Source organism: Exiguobacterium sp. SH0S2 (assembly GCF_004337185.1).
Lineage (GTDB): Bacteria > Bacillota > Bacilli > Exiguobacteriales > Exiguobacteriaceae > Exiguobacterium > Exiguobacterium aurantiacum_A.
The window spans coordinates 196512-217066 of sequence record NZ_SJVB01000004.1 but is presented as its reverse complement, the minus strand read 5'-3'; the positions used below and the strand labels follow the sequence as shown (position 1 = coordinate 217066).

The following is a 20555-nucleotide window of genomic DNA, read 5'->3' as shown; positions in this document are numbered from 1 at the left end:
TGTTATTGAACTTTGTTTTCTGGACCGAATGCCGGATAGAGCGACAAACCACCGTCAGCAAAGATGGTCGTGCCCGTGACGTAAGACGATTCGTCTGACGCGAGCCACGCTGCCACCGCAGCAATCTGTTCAGGTCGCCCGATCTTATGGGTCGGGATGAGCGCTTCGAGCCCTGTCTTCTCTTCCGGATCTTGCATCGTCTCTTCGTTGATCGGTGTGTCGATCGCACCAGGAGCGATGGCGTTGACCCGAATCTGATTCGGCGCATATTCGAGCGCGACCGACTTCGTGAACATCTTGACCCCGCCTTTACTCGCTGCGTAATGCGTATAGCCCGGGCGCGGGATCACCTCGTGTACCGAGGACATGTTGATAATATTCCCTTTCAAGTCATGCTCGACGAAATACTTGAGTGCGGCCCGTACCCCGAGGAACGTCCCGGTCAGGTTCGTATCGATAATTTTCTTCCAGTTGTCGAGCTCCATCTCGTGCGTTTTCGCTTCGACTTGGACACCGGCGTTGTTGACGAAAATGTCCATCTGTCCAAATTCAGACACTGCTTTTTCGATCATCTTCTCAGCGAGCCCTTCTTCGGCGACGTCACCTTGGACGGCGACGGCTTTACCTCCAGCCGCCTCGATGCCGCGGATGACTTCCTTCATCTCGTCTTCACTGCTTCTGTAATTTAAGACGACGTTGACGCCTTCTTTCGCGTAGCGCTCGGCCACCGCTCGCCCGATTCCTTTTGAACTACCTGTGATTACTGCGACTTTCCCTTGAAGTTCTGGATAGTTTGCCATGTCGTTTCCCCTTTCGTCTTCTCGGTTTGTAGTTCCCGTATTCTCCTCTTCATGAAACCTTTCGGGCTGTCTTTTGAATATTTATGGGAAATCTACTATACTGAAACAAACTATTCGTTTTCAGGACTCGCCTGAAAAACGTACAAACTTATTCTTATGGAGGTGAATCCCCGATTTTTTGGGGAATTTTTGGACAGTCCCATGTTACTCAGTTTATTGATCGTCGCCTTTCTCATCTTCATGACCGCCTTTTTCGTGGCGGCCGAATTTTCAATCGTCAAAGTCCGGAGCGCACGGCTCGACCAACTCGTTTTAGAAGGAAACTCACGAGCGTCCGTCGCTAAAAAAGTGATCGAGAACCTCGATGACTCGCTATCCGCCTCGCAGTTCGGCATCACGCTCGCCGCGCTCGGCCTTGGTTGGATCGGTGCCGATCAAATCGAAGGAATGATTCAACCGCTCGTCGACCGCTTGAGCGTCTCGCCGTCGGTTTCTACATTCCTGTCGTTCTTAATCGCCTTTTTGCTCATCGCCTTTTTACACGTCGTCATCGGCGAACTTGTCCCGAAGACGCTCGCCGTACATGAAGCCGAGAAATTGACGCTGCTCGTCGCCCGGCCGCTCTACTTCTTCACGAAGCTGTTGTATCCGTTCATCCGGGTGCTCAACAGTATGGCCCGGCTCACGCTCCGCTTGTTCGGTGTCAAGACGACGGCGCAAGAGACGGCGCACTCGGAAGAAGAACTCAAAATTATCATGACGGAGAGTTTTCGAAGTGGCGAAATCAACGAGAACGAACTCGCTTACGTTCAAAATATCTTCTCGTTTGATGAACGTGTTGCAAAAGATGCGATGGTGCCGCGGATGAATATGGTGACGATCGATGAAGAAGACTCGATCGAGACGATTATCGCGACCGTCCAAGAGCATCAATATACGCGCTATCCGGTCACACGAGACGGTGACCGCGATGACGTGCTCGGTTTTATTAACGCCAAACAAGTGTTCACGGCCCAACTCGTCAAGAGTGACGCCCCGCTTGAATCGTTTATCCATCAGTTACCGCTCGTCACGGAATTCACACCGCTCCAAGAAGCGATGGTGAAAATGCAGAACGCACGGACGATGATGTGTCTCGTCATCGATGAGTACGGCGGCACCGCCGGCCTGCTCACAATCGAAGACATCCTTGAAGAGATCGTCGGTGAGATTCGCGACGAGTTCGACCGGGACGAACAAGCCGAGATCACTGAAGTCAATCCAGGCCATTATCGCTTGTCTGGTCTCGTGCTCACGCAAGAGATCGAAGAGCGCTTCGGCATTGAGATCGAGGATGACGTCGACACGATCGGTGGTTTCGTCCTCTCGCAAAAAGCGAATGCACGCACCGGCGAACGCTTCATCCTGCCAGGTGAGCACGAACTGATCGTCCGCGAGATCGACAATCACCGCATCGTCTTCGTCGACTTGATTCTTGCGCATAAAGACCAGCTTCGAGCCGAAATGGACTAAGTGTCTTTGACCGCCCTCCCTTGAACATTAGGGAGGGCTTTTCGATTGACGCTCGAACTGTCGCTATATTTTCAAGGCTTGTCGTGATATACTGCACATATGTTGCTAATTTGAGTGCGTGTCACTCATTGACACAACATCACCGAACAGTTCATTAATGTTCGGTCCAACAACTACAGAAAGAAGGTTACGCATGGAACGTAAACTATTTTTAATTGACGGAAACTCCATGCTGGCCAGTGCCTACTACGGTGCCGCCGCGAGCCGAACGAAAAAAGGACGCGAGGTATCTAAAAACGATCGGAGTGCCGTCATCGGTATGACCGGCCTCATCCGGACGATTCTACGCAGACATCGTCCGTCTCATTTTGTCGTCGTATGGGACGTCTCACGTGAAACATTGTGGCGTCGCGAGCTTTATCCTGGCTATAAACGCCGCCGTCGCCAGACACCACCCGAGTTGAAGGCTCAAATGGAACTCATGCGCCAATTGCTTGAAGAGAGCGGAATCCCGCAATATCAAGTCGAAGGCTATGAGGGAGAAGATTTGATTGCCCACATCGCTCGGAAGTTCAGCTGCAGCGCGCCTGTCGTCATCATGACGAAGGATAAAGACTTGCTTCAGCTCGTGAGCCCACGTATCACAGTATGGCTTCAAACACAGGAGCTTCAGCAAATGCAAGCTCGTTGTGATATCCAAGACAACCGCCCGCTCCCACTCAAGCGACATCTCGAGATTCGTCCTGAGGAGATTGCAGCGTTGTACGAAGGATTGAAGCCGAAACAGCTCTCAGCGGTCAAAGCGTTGACGGGAGACCGTTCAGACGGCATCCCACCTGTAGCCGGCCTTGACGAAAGTCAATCGGTACAGTTGATCAAACGCTTCGGTTCGCTCGATAAGCTTTACACGGCGCTTAGCGTCAAAGGCGATAAACGACAACTGATCAATGAAACGATCGCGGCACTGACGTCAGAGGAAGTGCCCCGTAACTTGAGACGTACACGCAAAAAAGCCGAGCGCAACATGGAGCTCGTCCGTCTCGATGTCACGGTGCCAGAACTTGAACATTTGAAACTGGCTCATCTTGAGCTCAGCATCAATTCAAAACGGGTCGAACAAGCGTATCAAAAACGCGGCATTCGCCTCTCGTTTGATTCGAGTCAAAAGAAAATTTCAGCACGTTAAAAAGCGCGGACATTAGTCCACGCTTTTTATATTGACCGTAATCCCATCGTCGTCGGTGAGCGACCATTCCGACGTCGTCCCTCCGAGTTCGTGGTTCGTCGAAGCGTCGACAAAAAGCGTCCATGCTTCAAGTCCCGCCTCGTCGTTCATCGGTTCAGTCGGACGGGCCCAGACGTTCGCACCGATGTGATGATGATACCCGTCGGCCGCGAGGAACAGTGCGCCCGGGTATGAATCGGTCGTGACGGTAAACCCGAGTCGATGTTGATAGAATAATTTCGCCGCTTCGAGGGAACGTACCTTAAAGTGAACGTGTCCCATCGTCGTCCCAACAGGAAGACCTGTGAACGGACGGTCGGCTGCCGCCTCAAGCATCGATTCGTACTCAACCGGATCGGTCGACATCTTCACGTGACCGTTCGCTTCATATTCCCACTTCTCACGTGGCCGGTCAGCATACAGCTCGATGCCGTTCCCTTCCGGATCGTTCAAATAAAACGCCTCACTGACCAAATGGTCGCCTTGACCGACTTCAATCCGTCGCTCGATCAAATGACGGAGAATGCGTCCGAGTTCGACGCGGTCCGGAAGCAAGATTGCCATGTGGAACAAGCCGGCCGCCTTTCGGTTCGGACGCACACCTTTGACTTCATGCAAGATGACGAGCGGCGCATTCGACGCACCGAGCGTGACGCGGTCGATACCGACTTCGAGTACTTCCATTCCAATGACTTGTTCGTAAAACTGTTTCATGTTTTCTAATTCACTGACTCGGAGCGTGACCGGTCCGAGTTGGATATTTTTTAAAATCATGTTTTCTCACCTCTCTCTTTACTATACATGCCGTATCCCGTTTGCAGAAGACGGCACAAAAAGGTGGTATAGTTACCGAAAGGATACTTAGAGAGGAGTGAGACTCATGACGATGATCTCAAGCTGTGAAGTCGATACCGCACTCGAACTGATCACCGGTAAATGGAAACCATCGATTTTACTCGCGCTCATCAACGGCGGGACGCTCCGGTTCAGTGAACTGAAACGCTCGCTCCCGAACATTAGCCAAAAGATTTTGACAGCCCAGTTGCGTGACTTAGAAGAGCAAGATATCATCTCCGTACCGTCTATCCGGAAGTCCCGCCGCGCGTCGACTATCAGTTGAGCGAGTACGGCAAGACGCTTATCCCGGTACTCGAGACGATGAACGCTTGGGGCATGAAGCACGCTGCGCGCATGCAACAAAAATAAATTGTCCACATGTGGATAACTCATTTCCGTATTACCGCCCATCACTTATCCACAGGAGGATCTCATGATTCGTTATCCACAGCTCACCGGCCGCCACGTCGGCGTCACCGCCCCGTCGTCCGGAGTACCAGCCGCGCGTCATAGTTTACTTCACGACGCCGAGACGACGTTCGCACGCCACGGCTTCACGCTTCAATTTGAACCGTCTGTTTGGACACAACACAAAGCAAAATCGGCGCCGGCCGCAGTGCGTGCCGAAGAGATGACTCGACTGTTCCACGATGAGGACGTCGATTTGATCATCCCGCCATGGGGCGGCGTCTTGTTGCTCGAGCTACTCGATAAAATCGCTTGGGACACGCTCCCAGCGAAGTGGATGCTCGGCTACTCTGACGTCAGCTTATTTTTATTCGTCTACACGCTCAAGACCGGCATCGCCTCGGCTCACGGGACGAACCTTGTCGATCTGCGCGGGGAATCGTGGGATGCGACGAGTTCGCGTTGGCTCGACGTCTTATCGACGAAACACGGCGAGACCGTCATTCAACTGTCTTCAGAGCAATTTCAAAAAGAATGGCAGCACGGTAATCCGAGTCCATGCGTCTACCATTTGACCGAGCCGACTGTATGGAAATCACTCGGTGGGATGGAAGCGACCGGTCGTCTGCTCGGCGGTTGTATCGACGTCCTCTTGCATACGATTGGGACGCCTTACGGTGACGTCGCTCAGTTCCAACAGACTCATTTGAACGATGAACCGATTCTTTGGTATTTCGAGAACGCCGAGATGGATGTACCGGCACTCAAACGGACCCTGCTTCAAATGAAGTGGGCCGGTTGGTTTGATCATACGACAGGCATCTTGTTCGGTCGCAGCGATGCCCAACCACCGGTACAAGGTTATACGGCAGAAGACGTCTACGCTGAACTACAGGAACTACTCAACGTTCCCATCATTTATGACATCGACTGCGGGCACGTGCCACCACAACTGACACTCATTAACGGTGCCCATGCCTCGATTCAAGTCGAGGACGGGAAAGGCACGCTCATTCAAACGTTCAAGGGCTGAGGATTCAGCCCTTGATTTTTGTGACCATCGAACTTAAATAGCGACGAAAACGGCCTTCAGGGAATCGAGCGATTTCTCGCTCAATCATCGGTACCCAGTCTTCGCCGCAACCGCAATCCGTCCCAATCAGTAACCCTTCGAAATAAATCGCTTGATCGACAAATCCATGTTTTGCCCAGTTGTCATGGTGCTCCAACAAGCTTAAGAATGATTGGCGTCCCGCTTCTGTATCACCGCTCAGCGCATGATAGACGCCTCGGCTCATCTCTAAAGCAGCAATAAACTCTGTTTTGCCTTCCAAAAGTCGCTCCATGACTTCAATCTGTTCCTTCAAATGTTTCAGATTCCGATAATCAATTGCATATAAAGCTTCCGTCATGGCTAAACGGATCTGCATTGACACGTCTCCTGTGAAGTCCGTATATTGTTTTGCTTTTTTCAACGCATCAACAATCACCGCTTCGTCTTTTAAATAAAGAGCGCAAATCGCAATCGTTCGATACACATCATCGACCCGGTAGTACATTTTCGTCCGTTTCATATAATCGAGCGTGCCTTCAAGACGACGAATCGAATCCTGTAAATCATCTTCATATAACATATTTCGAAACACCATGAGCATACTGAACTCTACGCGCGTTTTTGTCTTCATACTTCTTGAATCGAGCAATTCAAGCGTATCAATCCGTTCAATCGCTTCGTCAAAACGATTCCACATGAGTAGATAAAAGGCTTGGCTGATACGTGCCATAATCAGTTCTTCTTTCTCTTCGAGCCGTTCGAACGCCACGATGGCACGATCGTACAAATCCAATAGCTCTTGTTCGTCTCCACTATTGAATACGCTGTCCGCGAGCAACGTGTAGGCTTTTCCTTGCCATACTGAATTCATGTCCAACTCCACGTAAGGCAACAATGCCTTTTGGACGGCCTCGTCCGACCAGGAGTCGAGCGTCCCTTGCACGTATTCAATTTCTTCCACGATTTGTTGCAAGTCCGCCTCTCTCGGATCAATTAAGAGCGACTGCACCGACACGTCCAACCGCTTGGCAATCTCGCGCAGACTGCGCATCGACGTTTCGGCTTTCCCGTTCTCAATCATACTGAGCATCGATTTCGTGATGATGCCGTCTGCGAGTTGACTTTGCGTCAACTTTTTTTCTTTTCGTAACGTCTTAATCCGTTGTCCAATCATAGAACACCTCTTAAAAGTTAAATTTAATTGAACTTATTGTTTACAAATCTCTCTTTGTCGTCTATTATAATGTTAAATCACATTGAACTTAATTGCAAAGGAGACTATGTATGACTACTTCTACCTCGAACTTGCACGTGTTGTTGCTCGGGAAATTCATGTCGTTGTTCGCTTCCAGTCTATTCACGTTCGTCGCCGGATTGACGGTGCTGACGACTTCCGGATCTGGGCTCCAGTTCGCCCTCGTCTTACTGGCCGGGACGTTGCCTCGTGTTCTATTATCGCCGTTTGCCGGTGCGTATGCCGACAAATTGAACCGAAAACGCGTCATCATCACGATGGAATCGCTCAACGGGCTATTGTTCTTCTTGGCCGGGGCCGCGAGCCTCATTTGGACGTTCGGCGTCCCTGCTTTCTTGATTATTACATGTCTGCTTTCTATCGTCTCCACTTTCTTGTCGGTCACGTTGACGAGTTCGATTCCACTCCTGTTCGACGAAGACGGGCTTCAACGCGCCAATTCGCTCATCCAAAGTATCATTTCCGTCTCAAGCATTGGCACGCCACTTTTAGCCGGGGCGCTGTTCAAGCTATTACCGATTTCAGCGTTCTTGTTCAGCTCATCCCTCTTGTTCCTCATCGCCGCCCTGTTCGCCTCACGTCTCACATTCCAAGCGTATGAACATGTCTCCACCGATCAATCGACGTGGGACGACGTCCGCTCCGGTTTCCGCTATTTGAAACGCCAACGCGTGCTATGGACGCTGACGATTCTTGCGGCGTTCCTCAACTTCTTCTTCGTCGCTTCAGAAGTCCTATTCCCGATTGCCGCCTTGCAGCAGATCGGGGTCAGCCCGCTCCAGTTCGGCTTTTTGGAAAGTATGTTCGCAGTCGGATTTTTAGTCGCCTCACTTGCCCACGCGCTGCCGTTCTTTAAGATCAAGTATCGTCTAGCGACGGTCCGCACATCGCTTATCGTCATGGGTTGCCTCTTTATCGGCCCGGCCGTCCCGCTCTATTTCGACTTCTCGGTCACACCCGCCATCGTCTTCCTCACCGGATTCGCTTTGTTGAGCGGTTTCTTCATCATCCGCATCAATATTCCCATCCAACTGTTTTTGCAGACGAACACGGAACCAAGCTACCTCGGTCGTGTCATGGGCGTCCTCGAATCGCTCGCGATGGGGATCACCCCGCTCGGTTTCGTGTCGTTCGGGTTATTGAGCGAATGGATGTCGGTCACGTCACTTTATGCGATTTGCATGGTATGCCTGCTTTCGATCACGCTGTTCGCGATGCATCGCATCCGTCACGATATCGCGGCTGAAAAAGCGACGGTACTGGCTGAAGTCGAAAGCGCGCCGACACATCAATGAACGAAAAAAAGACATCGAACGTTTTTCAGTTCGATGTCTTCTCTGTTGATGGAAGGACTCGTTTCTCTAACAAGAACGGTCCGAACGGGATGACCGAAGCCATGACCGCGAGGACTAACACTTTGAAGCCCCAGTTGAAGCGCCACGCCATGTAAACCGCTGCCGCCACGTAAGCGACGAACAGGAAACCATGGGCCGCACCGACGATGCTGACGGCTAGCGGCATGCCAGCCAAATACTTAAGCGGCATTGCGATCAACAATAAGAGCAGGAATGACATCCCCTCTGTATAACCGAGCCATTTGAATCGAGTTGCGTTCATATCCGTTCTCCTTTTTAATCGATGCTACGTTCATCGTAGCCGATAGAGGTGAAGTTTGTCACAGGAGAACGTTAGAAAGTCGTTAGGCTATTTGACGATTTGGTGAACGATGCGCAATTTTCGTTTCGACGAAGCGGCGGAGGAACAAACCATCGACGCCGATTTTGCCTGCGTTGTAGCCCGCGACGAGAATCAAGACCGATACGATCAACATCGTCGGGTTCGTGCTGACCGTCCCTGACAATAAGAACGCCATGTTCATGACGAGTCCGAAGAAAGCCGCGCTGCGTGTGAGGGCACCAAGCAAGAGACCGAGACCGACCAAGAACTCACCATACGGAATTAAGATATCGAAAAGTGCTGCGTTTGGGATTGCGAAGTTTTCAAGGAATGTTGCCCACCATCCGGCGACCGCCGGGTGATCTCCCGTCGCGAGTGAAGCTGCGTTTTGAAGGTAACCGCCTGATCCGAAGCCGCCCGTGATTTTACCCCATCCGGCTGTGAGCCATTGATAGCCGAGCCAGATCCGTAACACCGTCAAGATGCCGGTTGCGATGTTGTGGTTTTGCCAAAACTTTGTGAACATGATAATTCCTCCTTTTGAATGGTTGAATGATGGCTTATATGTGATTACATTCACAATATATCACCCATGTTCATGTTTTCACATAGCTTGAGACAATAGTTCACGTTTCGGTCATATGTGTGTCACAGGTCAGTCACTTTTTGGAAATTGCACCAAAAAAAGCAACGTCTGCTCGAGACATTGCTTCCACTGATTTAAAGATCAACTTGTTGTGGCGGTTGGCCTTTTTTATTCATCACACGCATCGATTGCGGTGAGATTTTTAAAATGACGAGTTTTGGATCATCCGGGCCGTCGAACCAGCCCTCAAGTTTTTCGTTCCACACTTTTTCTTTCATCGACTCGTCATCAGACACCGACGTCTCTCCTAAAATCTCTAGATACGTGTCGCCGACCCCGTCCCCGTCGTAGCCGATCAAGACGTGCGTATATGGATTGTTCTTCAACTCATCGACTTTATCCGTATCTTTCGAGGTTGCCGTATAGAGTGTCAGACCGTCATGGAAAAACGTCATGTATCGGCTGTGCGGCTTCCCTTTATATACCGTGGCCATCGTTCCGACGTTGCTTGCATCTAGAATTTGTTGTGCCGTTGTTTTAGCATCCATTTTTAAAGCCCCCTTATCATAGTCACTCGTATAATCATTCCCTTGCGGCACTTGATTAAACACGAAGACACGAAAAAACCTGCTCGCCGAAGCGAGCAGGTTATAAAATTCCTTAGAAAGGAAGATTAGATTTTTTCAACGTTAGAAGCTTGTGGGCCACGAGCTCCGTCAGTGATTTCGAAAGTTACTGCTTGGCCTTCTTCAAGTGTCTTGAAGCCGTCGCCTTGGATTGCTGAGAAGTGTACGAATACGTCGTCTCCGCCTTCCATTTCGATGAAGCCGTAACCTTTTTCTGAGTTAAACCATTTTACTTTACCTGTGTTCATAATGAACCCTCCTGAAATAAACGCTGTGCGTTCTAGTAGTGCCTTACTAGAAAAAACTGACCAAAAAAAAGCACAAAACTTGTTGGATTATCTTTCATGAAAAATAATCCCAAGCGATTGTGAATTATGTTTCCAGCTATTCTTAATTAAGCACATATGTAATATACCATGGATAAATGCTTCTGTCTACTAAATACTTCGGTTTGCTAAAAATAATTTCAAAACGGGTACATCACATGTAGTGAACGTTAGGAGGACGACTCATATGATGAATCAAATTGACCGCACGCATATCGCTGCCACCATCGCCCGTCACGCGGCCTGGTCGACAGATGAGCTATTGACGGAGACGCTCGCTTGGCATCAAGCGACGCGACACGACCATTATCCTGACCAATCGAAGTCGTACCGCTCCCACTTGCCGATGACGGAACGAATCACACCGGTGACGAGTGCACTCCCGCTCGAGGTCGTCGACGATCTCGTCCGGCCCGTCTGGATGCGTCGTCTCGACGCGGAACATTTGAATTTACTGCAGACGACACGCCATCACGTCGACGTGACCGATTACGGGGCCGTCGGGGACGGCAAGACGGACTGCACGCTCGCATTCCGGCTCGCGCTTCGGTCGAACCGCCACGTCCACGTGCCGGCCGGTGTCTATATCGTCCGTGGCGTCCGGATCCCCTCGAACTGCGTGCTCGAAGGTGCGGGACAGCAGGACACGGTATTACGCTTGGCCGACGGCACACCGAAGCATCGCCGGCTGCTGCGAAATGCGACACCGTTTTATGGGAACCATCACATCGAGGTCGCCCATCTGACGCTCGACTGGAACGTCGAGCGCCTTGGCGACGTCGATCGGACGTCGAGTGGAGACACGGCTTCGAGCGCGTTGACATTCGCCCACGTCAAATTCGCCTGGGTCCATCACGTCACCGCCAAAGGTGCCGGGCTGCACGCGTTCGATATCACCGCCCCTCACTACCATTACCTCGGGGACGGGTTGCGTGCCAAAAAAGGCAGCCGCTACATCTGGCTCGACCGCTGCGAGGCGACGAATTATGGGGACGACGGCATCACGACGCATCATAGCGACGCCATCTACATCACGAACTGCTACTGTCATCACCCGCACGGACGTACGCACGCCCACGGCTTCTCCAATTCAAACGGCATCGAGGTCGATGACGGTTCGCGTCACGTCGTGCTCGTCAACAATATGACGGAAGGTTGTTTTGGAGGCGTCGAGGTGAAAGCCCACGGTACGTCCTCGGCCGCCCATGACGTCCATATTTTTGGGCACGTCTCGTATCGTGATAACCGGTCCTTCAATTTTCGCCACATCGGACACCACTTAGCCGACGATCCCGAGTCGAAGACGGCGCGGTTCATCTCAGGGACGAATTTACTATCGATTGAACCGGTACGCTCGAAGCTATACGCCAAGTCGTCGCCCCGTAGCCTCGTCATATCGGCGTATCAAGACGTATTGATCCATGGCTTTACGGCCATCGGTGACCCGTCCTGTGATTATACAGGACATCCAGCGCTCGCCGTCCAGTATAAGTCTCGGAACGTTCAATTAAAACGGATCGCCACAAGCGGGTTCGTTTCCAGCCGCGCCGACATCGAACTGTTCGGCGGCGACAACCGGACCGATCACGTCACAATCGAAGATGTCACGTGCCGGAATTCGGCCCCGATCTCTGTAAAGATCGGCGGACAGCTCGCTAACGTCGTGCTAAAACACATCGAAGGCGAACAAAAAAGTGGAGATGTCCTCATCTCCACGAGTAGCCCGGTCGAAGCGCACGACTTATTCGCTTATGGTTTCTCAGATCGGGTGCGAAGTGACGCTTGAGCCGACTCGACGAGCTCATTCAACCGTGCTTCGTCCAAATTGAGCGAACTGACCGTCTGTTTGGCCATCATCCGGACGATGGCTTTGTCGAGGAAGCCCATCCGCTCAAAGTCATAGCCGCTGCCGACGACTTCGACGAAGTAGGCGTGTGCTCGTAAATGTTCCCCGTACGCGCCTTCGAGCTCACGTTGCCGCTCCGCCGCGGTCGGCGTGCCGGCGCACAAGTACAATCCGAGCGGACGTTCGAGCAATTGGACTTCGTTTTGCTTCAACCAGTCGGTCAGCTCGTCTTGGACTTTCCCCATCCGGATCGATCCCCCGACGATGACGTGGTCGACCGTTGCCCAATCGACGTCTGGCTCATCGACCAAGTTTTGAACGTGGACGTTTCCGGACAACCGTGCGGCCAAAAGATGGGCGACTTTCTCGCTCGTACCATATCGTGACGTATACGCAATCAACGTCTTCATCTCGTTTCCCCCTTTTAAGTCAGAGTCTACTCTTCCTATTCCCGAATGGTTTGGAGAATACTATACGCTTGAAAAAAACTCGCCGCTTGGGCGAGTTTTTTGTCATAGTTTGTACACTTGTGCCTCGTACGGACGAAGCGTGAACGGTTCGATCGGCTCCATGTTGCCGATGACACGGTCTTTGACGTCATACGGCAATGTCCGTTCTTGTGTTTCAGCAGAGAAGTTGCACAGCACGAGCCACGTCTCTCCTTCGAGCGTCCGCGTGAACGCGTAGACGGCTTCGTCTTCAGGGAGCAACAGCTCATACTTCCCGTAGACGACGACCGGATTCTGTTTCCGCAGCGCGATCAACTGACGGTAGTAATGGAAGAGTGAATTCGGATCAAGACGTGCCGCTTCCGCGTTCACGTCGACGTAGTTCGGATTGACATCGATCCACGGCGTACCGGTCGTGAACCCACCTTGCGCGTCAGCCGACCATTGGACCGGCGTCCGCGAATTGTCGCGTCCGCGGGCGTGGATGCCGCGGAAAATCTCCTCGTGCGTCAACAAATCGTTCGATGTGTAATCGCGATACGCGTTGAGCGTCTCGATGTCACGGTACTTGTCGATCGAGTCGAACGCGACGTTCGTCATGCCGAACTCTTCGCCTTGATAAATGTACGGCGTCCCTTTCAACATGTGCAGGAGTGTCGCAAGCATCTTGCCAGAGACGACCCGGTACTCATCCGAATCGTTGCCGAATCGCGAGATCGCCCGCGGTTGGTCGTGGTTGCTCCAATATAGGCTGTTCCAGCCCTCTTCCTCGAGTCCTTCTTGCCAACGCGAGAAGATCGTCTTCAACTCCGTCAGCTTCCAGTCAGTCGGATTCCACTTCCCAAAGCTGCCGTTGCCGACGTCGACGTGCTCGAAATGGAACACCATGTTGAGCTCGTCACGGTCTTCACCGGTGTATAGCTTCGCCTCGTCGACACTGACACCCGGCATCTCCCCGACCGTGATCGTATCGTACTTCGACAACACTTCACGATTCATCTCTTGCATGAACTCATGGATGCGCGGCCCGTTGAAGAAGAACGGCGTTCCGTCTCCGTAGCCCGTCCCGCGCGTCTTCCCGTCCGGATAGCTTTGGTCTTTCGAGATCATATTGATGACGTCCATCCGGAAACCGTCGACGCCTTTGTCGAGCCAGTAAGCCATCAAATCGTACACTTCGCGGCGCAGCGTCTCCGACTCCCAGTTCAAGTCGGGCTGTTTCTTACTGAACAAGTGCAGATAATATTCGTCGCTCGCTTCATCGTACGCCCACGCGCTGCCGCCAAAGAAAGCCCCCCAGTTCGTCGGTGGCTGACCGTTCTCGCCTTTTTTCCAAATGTAGTAGTCGCGGTACGGGCTGTCTTTCGAAGACCGAGACTCCATGAACCATTGGTGCTCATCGGAAGAATGGTTGACGACGAGGTCCATCATGATCTTGATGCCGTGACGGTGCGCCTCTTCGAGCATCGCATCGAAATCGTCCATCGTCCCGAACTCATCCATAATCGCACGGTAGTCGCGGATGTCATAGCCGTTGTCATCGTTCGGCGAATCGTACACCGGTGACAACCAGATGACGTCGATCCCGAGTTCAGCCAAATAGGACATCTTTTCCGTGATGCCCGGGATGTCCCCGATTCCGTCCCCGTTCGAGTCGTTAAAGCTGCGCGGATAAATCTGATAGACGACCGCTTCTTTCCACCATTGTTTCATAAAAGTCTCCTCCTCATCATCGGTTCAGATCTGACGTCATCATCGTACCTTGTCCCGCCGCCTGTGCCTATCCATGATATGATTAAAATATGCACAATCTTGCTATTATAAAGGAGTAATTCGATGGAAATCGGCTTTTGTGGCTATTCGTATCACACAGCAGCATATACTTTTCCGTTCGCCAACCGGTTGGACACGTACTTGATCCGCTTGCAGACTGAAGGGTCGGCCCGAATCCTCGTCAACGGGGAGACATACGTCGCGTACCCCGGCGATCTGTTGCTCGTCAAACCGGGTGACTACTATGAGTTGAATATCGATACCCCGGCGAGTGGCGACTATCATTTGTTCTGCGCTGGTCCGACGCTCGACACCTGGTGGTCGACGACTACCCGCTCACGGCTCACCACGATCTCGATTGACCCTCGCCTCCTGTCGCTTTGGCAACACGTCACGGAAGAGGCACGACGACCGACCGATGAACAGAGCACTGCGTTGATCGAGAAGTTGATCGAGGCGCTTCTGCTCATGCTCGACCGGTCGATGCGAGACGTCCGGACGAATGTACGTCCCCCGGTCGTGTCTCGCATGATGCGTTATATAGAAGGAAACGTCACCGCCGACTTCAAAATTGCCGACGTCGCCGCTGCCGTCGACTTGAGCGTATCGCGGACCGTGCATCTCTTTAAGGAAGTGACCGGGATGACGATCATCGAGTACGCGCACACGATCCGGCTTCAGCTCGCCGAAGAGCAAATGCGGTATACGCAACATTCGCTCGAACGGATCGCCGAGCTGTCCGGGTTTCGAACGTATCCTTATTTCCATCGGATTTTCAAACGGAAATATGGCGTCGCACCAGGGGTTTACCGCACACTTCAACAAAAAAACGAAAAAAAATAATCAAAAAGTGATCCATTTTTTGAATCGCTCCGTTAGATGGGTGTAAACAACGACAACCACTCACAAAAAAGGAGCGATTGAACATGAAGAAAAAAACAATGAACAAATTTGTAGCACCGGCACTGGCACTGGGGTTACTCGTACCATTGAACGCACAGGCAGCAGAGGCGCCAACAGTGAGCACGCCAGCTGGAGACCTTCGTGCCACGCTCGACCAATTACTATCTGAGCATTATGTCTTAGCCGTCACATCGATGATGAAAGCTTACGACGGGGCACCGGATGCCGAAGTCGCAATGAAAGCACTCGATCAAAACGCGCTTGACATGACGCCAGCCATCGCCTCAATCTACGGTGATGAAGGCGCGGCTCAGTTCGAAGACATCTTCGCCGGCCATAACGACTACTCGGCTGACTTCGTCGAAGCTGCCAAGTCAGACGACAAAGAACTTCGTGCCGATGCTGAAGCCGAAGTCGATGAGTTCGTCGAAGAGTTCTCGACATTCCTCGATGCTGCGACAGAAGGCAACTTACCGAAAGAAGCAGCCGCTGACGTCCTTGAACTTCACGAAGACCAAGTTCTCTCAGTGTTTGATAACTACGTCGCCGGTGACTACGAGTCGGCATACATGACGTACCGCGAAGGGTACAAGCTCATGTTCGACATCAGTAAGGCCCTCTCAGGAGCGATCGTCACGCAAATGCCTGACAAGTTCCCGACACCAGCTGACACGCCAGCCGTCGAGCTTCGTTCGACATTGAACAGTCTCGCCGGTGAACACTTCGCTCTCGCTGCGATCGGCATGCAAAAAGGCTATGACAAAGCGGAAGATTTCGACTACGTCAGCTGGGCTGAAGATCAAAACACGCTCGACTTCAAAGCTGCCATCGGTTCGGTCTACGGTGAAGAAGGCGCGGCTCAGTTTGAAAAAGTATGGAACGGTAATCACATCACAGCACAAGGTGACATCGTCGCGGCAACACTTGAAGGCGACGAAGCTAAGATTGAAGAAGCACGCATGAAACTCGATCAGTTCGCTGTCGACTTCAGCACGTTCCTTGACGCAGCGACAGAAGGCAACTTGCCACAAGCGGCCGGTCAAGAAGCGATCATGCAACATGAGGCACTCGTGCTTCAAACGTTCGACCAGTATGTCGCCGGTGACGCAGAAGCAGCTTGGATGTCATTCCGTGAAGGATACGCGTTCATGTTCGGTGTTGGTGAAACACTCGGTAACGCGATCGTGACACAAATGCCTGACAAGTTCGCTGAAACGACAATGCCTGCAGAGATGCCTGAAACAGGTCTCGGTGGTGCACAAGCACAATCAATGAATACCCTTTACGCTGGCCTAGCTATACTCGGCGGAATCATGCTCGCCTTTGTTACGCTTCGCAACCGTAAAGTATCAGAACAATAAACTAAAGGAGAGAGCCCAATGAACAAGCGCCATTTGTTTTTGGCGCTCTCTCTATTTTGTTTTGGCTTCTGGTCGTGGACGAGCGCTCAAGAATCGTCATCACCACCTGTAGAAGAAAAACAAATAGAGGAGAGCCCAGATTTATCGGCTGAATTCTCACTTCTACAGGAAGAGGTGAAGAAACTTCGTTTAGCCGAGGAAGAGGAAAGCACTAAAGCCGTGACACCTGTCCAGATTCAAATCCCGAGCATCAATGTCGACACCGCGATCGAACAGGTCGGCGTGCTCGATAACGGACAGATGGGCGTACCCGTTGACGAGAATCAAGTCGGCTGGTTCGAACCTGGTGTCAAACCAGGCAGTAAAGGCAACGCCGTCGTCGCCGGACACGTTGATAGTAAGACGGGGCCCGCCGTCTTTTATGAACTCGATCAACTGAAGACAGGCGATGACGTGACGATTATCGACGAGAACGGCAACACGCTGCGATTTCGTGTCACAAAAACAGAGAGTTATGACACGAAAAATGCCCCGATCGACGAGATTTTTGGCACCACGTCAAATCGCAACTTGAACTTGATCACGTGTTCCGGTACGTTCGGGGACGGCGGTTATGACCAACGTTTCGTCGTTTACACGGAGCTTGTCGATAGCGAGATCAAGTCGACAGTCGAACTCGACGCCCCGACGAACGTCACGTTAAGCGGTAACTTGCTCACATGGCACGCGGTCCGTGACGATGCCGTCATCGGCTACCGTGTCTATGAAGTCAACGACGGGAACGCGACACGTATCGAGAGCGTCCCGTCACACGCCCGGAAGAGTGTTGAAGTCACGAACGAGCAGGAAACGTATTACGTGACGGCGATCGACCGGCTTGGAAATGAGTCGAAGCCGTCTCAGACAGCGAAGTAGACACGAAACGCCCTTGGATAAAAAATCTAAGGGCATTTTTTCTGTTTTCCATATATAGTGAATGTAGCAAAAAATACATAGATTTAGGATAAGGAGTTTCAAGTCATGAGGACTCGACTTTCACAACCATTCGCAAATCAGTTAAAGAGAAGAATTCGCACCATTTGGGGTGTGAACGATTCGTATTATTGGTACCCTCTTTCCACTTCTCCTCGACTCGATGTGATTGCATTCGACAGCGATTATATTGAAGATGTTGATCAAAAAATCGAAGAAATCCGCCAATGGGTATGGGACCAAGGGACGGAGCTTATATTTGAACTGCATGAGGACCGTACACTATGGCAAATCGACACCGCTTCATTAGATCCTTGTTATGAAGGTCGTTATTTAGAACGCTATTGGTTTGACCAAAAAATGAACTGGATCATTTATGCGTCCCACGAAAGTACAATTAGCTTTGGTGGGCATGGATTGATCACATCACTCCAGTCCTACTGGTCGGATTGGCAGGAGCATCTGTCCGATTTAGACAATCGATTTTTTGAGTAATGAACTTCACAAAAAAAGACGCACCCATTTTTGATCAATGAGTGCGCCGTACTTACACAAAGCAAGGAATCTGCGGGTTGAACGTCTTGTTGTTCTCCGTCATGACCTGCTTTTTAATTTTGCCTTCTCCGAGATAGACGATGCGGTCGGCGAGCGCTTCCGCGTCTTCTTCGTCGTGCGTGACAAAGATCGTCGTCGTGCCCGTCTGTTTGAGGAGACGGCGCAAGTCGTCGCGGATCCGGTGTTGGAGCGACGTGTCCAAGTTACTGAACGGCTCGTCTAAGATCAAGAGGGACGGCTTCGGTGCGAGCGCACGCGCGAGTGCGACACGCTGCTGCTGACCGCCGCTCAGCTCATACGGGTAGCGATGCCGGAACTCAGATAAGTTCACGAGCGTGAGCATCTCCTCGACCCGTTCGTTCCGCTCCTTCCGGCTGAGCTTATGGAGGCCGAAGCGGATGTTCTTCTCAACGGTCATGTGCGGGAAGAGCGCATAGTCTTGAAACACCATGCCGACGCCGCGTTGTTCGGGCGGCATGAACTGGCAGTCGTCACAACAGACGCAATCGTTGACGACGACGACGCCTTGATTTGGCATCTCGAGACCGGCGATGAGGCGCAAGATCGTACTTTTCCCCGAACCGCTGTCGCCGAGGAGGGATACGATTTCGCCTTTCGTGATCGAGAGCGAGAACCCTTTGATCGTCTCTGCTTCTGCACCTTTATAGCTGAAGTGTAAATCGTTGATTTGAACAAACATTAGTCGGCCTCCTTATCAAGCACCTTATGGAACACAAAGATTAACAATCCGCTCATGAGAACGATGACGATCGACGCGAGCGCCGCTTCGTGAATCTTCTCATCACTGACATATTTGAACGCCTGCGTCGCAAGCGTCGAGAAGTTGAACGGCTGCAAGAACAGTGTCAGCGGCAACTCTTTCATAATATCGATGAAGACGAGGATGAACGCGCTCATGATCGCCCCTTTGATCATCGGAATATCGACCCGGAAGAACGTCTGAACCGTGCCCCAACCGAGCATGCGTGACGCTTCCGTGAACGACTTCCCGACTTTCTCAAATCCGCTCTCGATCGAGTTGTAACCGATGGCGAGGAAACGGATGACGTAGGCGAAGATGAGCATGATGAGCGTCGTCCGGAACACGAACGTCTGTCCGAGATCGAGCGCGAGCGCTACTTTTAGCACCCATTCGTCTAATAGTAAGAACAACGTGATGACAGCGATGGCGATGGCTGCTCCCGGGATCGAGTAGCCGAGCGTCGTCACTTTCGAGATGACGCGCGTCATGTTCGATGGGAACAACCGCGTATAGTTGGCGATAATGAGTGCGAATACGAGAATGATGATCGTCGCGATAAAGGCGACGCTCACCGTGTTCCAGACGAGGCGGAAAAATTCAGCCGTGAACACTTGCTCGAACGTCAAGAACGTCCAAGCGACGAGTTGGATGAACGGGATCGCGAAGGCGATGCCGAAGATCGTCGCCACGTAACCGAACACGGCGTAACGATGCCAGCCGTTCAACGGTCTTGGCTTGAGCGGCTTCACTTTTGTCGTCGCATAGCTGAACTGCTTGCGGCCTCGGACGAGTCGTTCCCCCATCAAGATGGCGATGACGATGATCATGAGCGTGCCGGCAAGTTTTAGCGCTGAAGACGTGTCCTTCATACCGAACCACGTGCTGAAGATGGCCGTACTGAACGTCTGGATCCCGAAGTATTTGACGACGCCGTAGTCGTTCAACACTTCCATCAAGACGAGACTGACACCGCCGATGATGGCGACGCGCGAGATCGGGATGACGACGGTGAAGAAGATATCCCACGACCCGCGTCCGAGGATGCGGGCGTTCTCGATCATCGACGACGACTGATTGTGTAGGAACGCGCGTGTGATCGTATAAATGTACGGATACAAGAACAACGTGAAGATGAAGATCGTCCCTTGGATCGTCATGATATTGAAGTACGTCTGATCCACGGTGATGCCAAACTCGTTGCGCAGCGTCGTCTGGATGACGCCAGTGTAGTTCAAGATGCCATGATACGTGTAAGCACCGATATACGGCGGGATTGCGAGCGGCAAGATGAGCGCCCATTTGAAGAATCGCCGTAACGGGAAGTCATACACCGTAACGAACCAAGCGAGGCTCGTTCCGATGATGGTCGTCAAGAAACCGGTCACGAGCATGATGAACAACGTGTTCCTCACGTACGTCGGCAGCAGATATTCGCGGATGTGTTGCCAATTGTCATTGACCGGTGCGAACAGTTCTACTAAGACGACGATTCCTGGCAAGACGATAAACGACAACGCGATAAAGCTCAGGATGGACCATCCATTCAGTTGTCGTTTGATTGCATACCAGTTCATGTCTTACAGCTCCCGTTTCTTTCATTTACTTCCTGTCCCATCATATCAGTTTC

Annotated in this window: 20 protein-coding genes and 1 pseudogene; 10 read left to right on the top strand and 11 right to left on the bottom strand. The window is 51.8% G+C overall.

Annotated features, from left to right (window positions below; genetic code table 11):
* Positions 1-2: 2 nt before the first annotated feature.
* Positions 3-800, bottom strand: coding sequence for a glucose 1-dehydrogenase (locus EVJ21_RS11605; protein ID WP_131490586.1), 798 nt, complete (start codon positions 798-800; stop codon positions 3-5).
* A 201-nt stretch (positions 801-1001) separates the two neighbouring features.
* On the opposite strand from EVJ21_RS11605, the gene EVJ21_RS11600 reads away from it, so the two are divergent.
* Together EVJ21_RS11600 and EVJ21_RS11595 are read left to right on the top strand one after the other, a co-directional pair.
* Positions 1002-2312, top strand: a complete 1311-nt coding sequence (locus EVJ21_RS11600) for a hemolysin family protein (protein WP_070328349.1) — start codon at positions 1002-1004, stop codon at positions 2310-2312.
* Between the two features lie 193 nt (positions 2313-2505).
* Positions 2506-3498, top strand: coding sequence for a 5'-3' exonuclease (locus tag EVJ21_RS11595; RefSeq protein WP_070328350.1), 993 nt, complete (start codon positions 2506-2508; stop codon positions 3496-3498).
* 12 nt (positions 3499-3510) lie between these two features.
* On the opposite strand, the gene EVJ21_RS11590 is transcribed toward EVJ21_RS11595, so the two are convergent.
* On the bottom strand, positions 3511-4311 hold the full coding sequence (locus EVJ21_RS11590) for a VOC family protein (protein ID WP_131465929.1): 801 nt from the start codon (positions 4309-4311) through the stop codon (positions 3511-3513).
* 106 nt (positions 4312-4417) lie between these two features.
* Between EVJ21_RS11590 and EVJ21_RS11585 the strand changes: the two are divergent.
* Together EVJ21_RS11585 and EVJ21_RS11580 are read left to right on the top strand one after the other, a co-directional pair.
* Positions 4418-4743, top strand: a pseudogene (locus tag EVJ21_RS11585) (winged helix-turn-helix transcriptional regulator).
* A 64-nt stretch (positions 4744-4807) separates the two neighbouring features.
* Positions 4808-5815: a S66 family peptidase gene (locus tag EVJ21_RS11580; RefSeq protein WP_131490585.1), complete on the top strand. Its 1008-nt coding sequence runs from the start codon at positions 4808-4810 to the stop codon at positions 5813-5815.
* A gap of 4 nt (positions 5816-5819) precedes the next feature.
* Here the strand turns inward: EVJ21_RS11580 and EVJ21_RS11575 are convergent, their stop codons facing one another.
* A complete protein-coding gene (locus EVJ21_RS11575) occupies positions 5820-7010 on the bottom strand; it encodes a helix-turn-helix domain-containing protein (RefSeq protein ID WP_131490584.1) in 1191 nt (396 codons plus the stop codon).
* Between the two features lie 110 nt (positions 7011-7120).
* Here EVJ21_RS11575 and EVJ21_RS11570 point away from each other — a divergent pair, with 110 nt between their 5' ends.
* Positions 7121-8386 carry an MFS transporter gene (locus EVJ21_RS11570; RefSeq protein WP_131490583.1) on the top strand — a complete coding sequence of 422 codons (1266 nt, stop codon included), beginning with the start codon at positions 7121-7123 and terminating at the stop codon, positions 8384-8386.
* 25 nt (positions 8387-8411) lie between these two features.
* Here EVJ21_RS11570 and EVJ21_RS11565 read toward each other — a convergent pair whose 3' ends face one another.
* The 4 genes from EVJ21_RS11565 to EVJ21_RS11550 all read right to left on the bottom strand — a co-directional run bounded on the left by EVJ21_RS11565 (position 8412) and on the right by EVJ21_RS11550 (position 10228).
* Positions 8412-8708, bottom strand: coding sequence for a DUF3817 domain-containing protein (locus tag EVJ21_RS11565; RefSeq protein WP_021068057.1), 297 nt, complete (start codon positions 8706-8708; stop codon positions 8412-8414).
* A gap of 82 nt (positions 8709-8790) precedes the next feature.
* Positions 8791-9294, bottom strand: a complete 504-nt coding sequence (locus EVJ21_RS11560; RefSeq protein ID WP_131490582.1) for a DoxX family membrane protein — start codon at positions 9292-9294, stop codon at positions 8791-8793.
* Between the two features lie 194 nt (positions 9295-9488).
* Entirely contained in the window at positions 9489-9902 is a 414-nt protein-coding gene (locus EVJ21_RS11555; RefSeq protein WP_070328358.1) for a pyridoxamine 5'-phosphate oxidase family protein, read from the bottom strand.
* Positions 9903-10027: 125 nt separating this feature from the next.
* Entirely contained in the window at positions 10028-10228 is a 201-nt protein-coding gene (locus tag EVJ21_RS11550) for a cold-shock protein (protein ID WP_016507985.1), read from the bottom strand.
* A gap of 265 nt (positions 10229-10493) precedes the next feature.
* On the opposite strand from EVJ21_RS11550, the gene EVJ21_RS11545 reads away from it, so the two are divergent.
* The gene (locus tag EVJ21_RS11545; RefSeq protein ID WP_131490581.1) at positions 10494-12092 is read left to right on the top strand and encodes a glycoside hydrolase family 55 protein; all 1599 of its coding nucleotides are present in this window, start codon (positions 10494-10496) and stop codon (positions 12090-12092) included.
* Here EVJ21_RS11545 and EVJ21_RS11540 read toward each other — a convergent pair.
* The gene (locus EVJ21_RS11540) at positions 12056-12562 is read right to left on the bottom strand and encodes a flavodoxin domain-containing protein (RefSeq protein ID WP_131457933.1); all 507 of its coding nucleotides are present in this window, start codon (positions 12560-12562) and stop codon (positions 12056-12058) included. The genes EVJ21_RS11545 and EVJ21_RS11540 overlap by 37 nt on opposite strands.
* Before the next feature lie 102 nt (positions 12563-12664).
* Positions 12665-14314 (bottom strand): glycoside hydrolase family 13 protein, encoded by a 1650-nt coding sequence (locus EVJ21_RS11535; RefSeq protein ID WP_131465914.1) that lies wholly within the window; start codon positions 14312-14314, stop codon positions 12665-12667.
* Positions 14315-14437: 123 nt separating this feature from the next.
* Here EVJ21_RS11535 and EVJ21_RS11530 point away from each other — a divergent pair, with 123 nt between their 5' ends.
* From EVJ21_RS11530 to EVJ21_RS11515, 4 genes are all read left to right on the top strand, one after another.
* A complete protein-coding gene (locus EVJ21_RS11530; RefSeq protein WP_131490580.1) occupies positions 14438-15217 on the top strand; it encodes an AraC family transcriptional regulator in 780 nt (259 codons plus the stop codon).
* Between the two features lie 83 nt (positions 15218-15300).
* Positions 15301-16638: a globin family protein gene (locus tag EVJ21_RS11525; protein WP_131490579.1), complete on the top strand. Its 1338-nt coding sequence runs from the start codon at positions 15301-15303 to the stop codon at positions 16636-16638.
* A gap of 18 nt (positions 16639-16656) precedes the next feature.
* Positions 16657-17553: a class F sortase gene (locus EVJ21_RS11520; RefSeq protein WP_131490578.1), complete on the top strand. Its 897-nt coding sequence runs from the start codon at positions 16657-16659 to the stop codon at positions 17551-17553.
* Positions 17554-17658: 105 nt separating this feature from the next.
* Complete coding sequence (locus EVJ21_RS11515; RefSeq protein WP_131490577.1) at positions 17659-18105, top strand: hypothetical protein; 447 nt, start codon at positions 17659-17661, stop codon at positions 18103-18105.
* A gap of 52 nt (positions 18106-18157) precedes the next feature.
* Here EVJ21_RS11515 and EVJ21_RS11510 read toward each other — a convergent pair whose 3' ends face one another.
* Complete coding sequence (locus tag EVJ21_RS11510; protein ID WP_131465906.1) at positions 18158-18865, bottom strand: ABC transporter ATP-binding protein; 708 nt, start codon at positions 18863-18865, stop codon at positions 18158-18160.
* Positions 18865-20502 (bottom strand): ABC transporter permease, encoded by a 1638-nt coding sequence (locus EVJ21_RS11505; RefSeq protein WP_131465904.1) that lies wholly within the window; start codon positions 20500-20502, stop codon positions 18865-18867. The genes EVJ21_RS11510 and EVJ21_RS11505 overlap by 1 nt, the downstream gene beginning before the upstream one ends.
* Positions 20503-20555 lie beyond the last annotated feature (53 nt).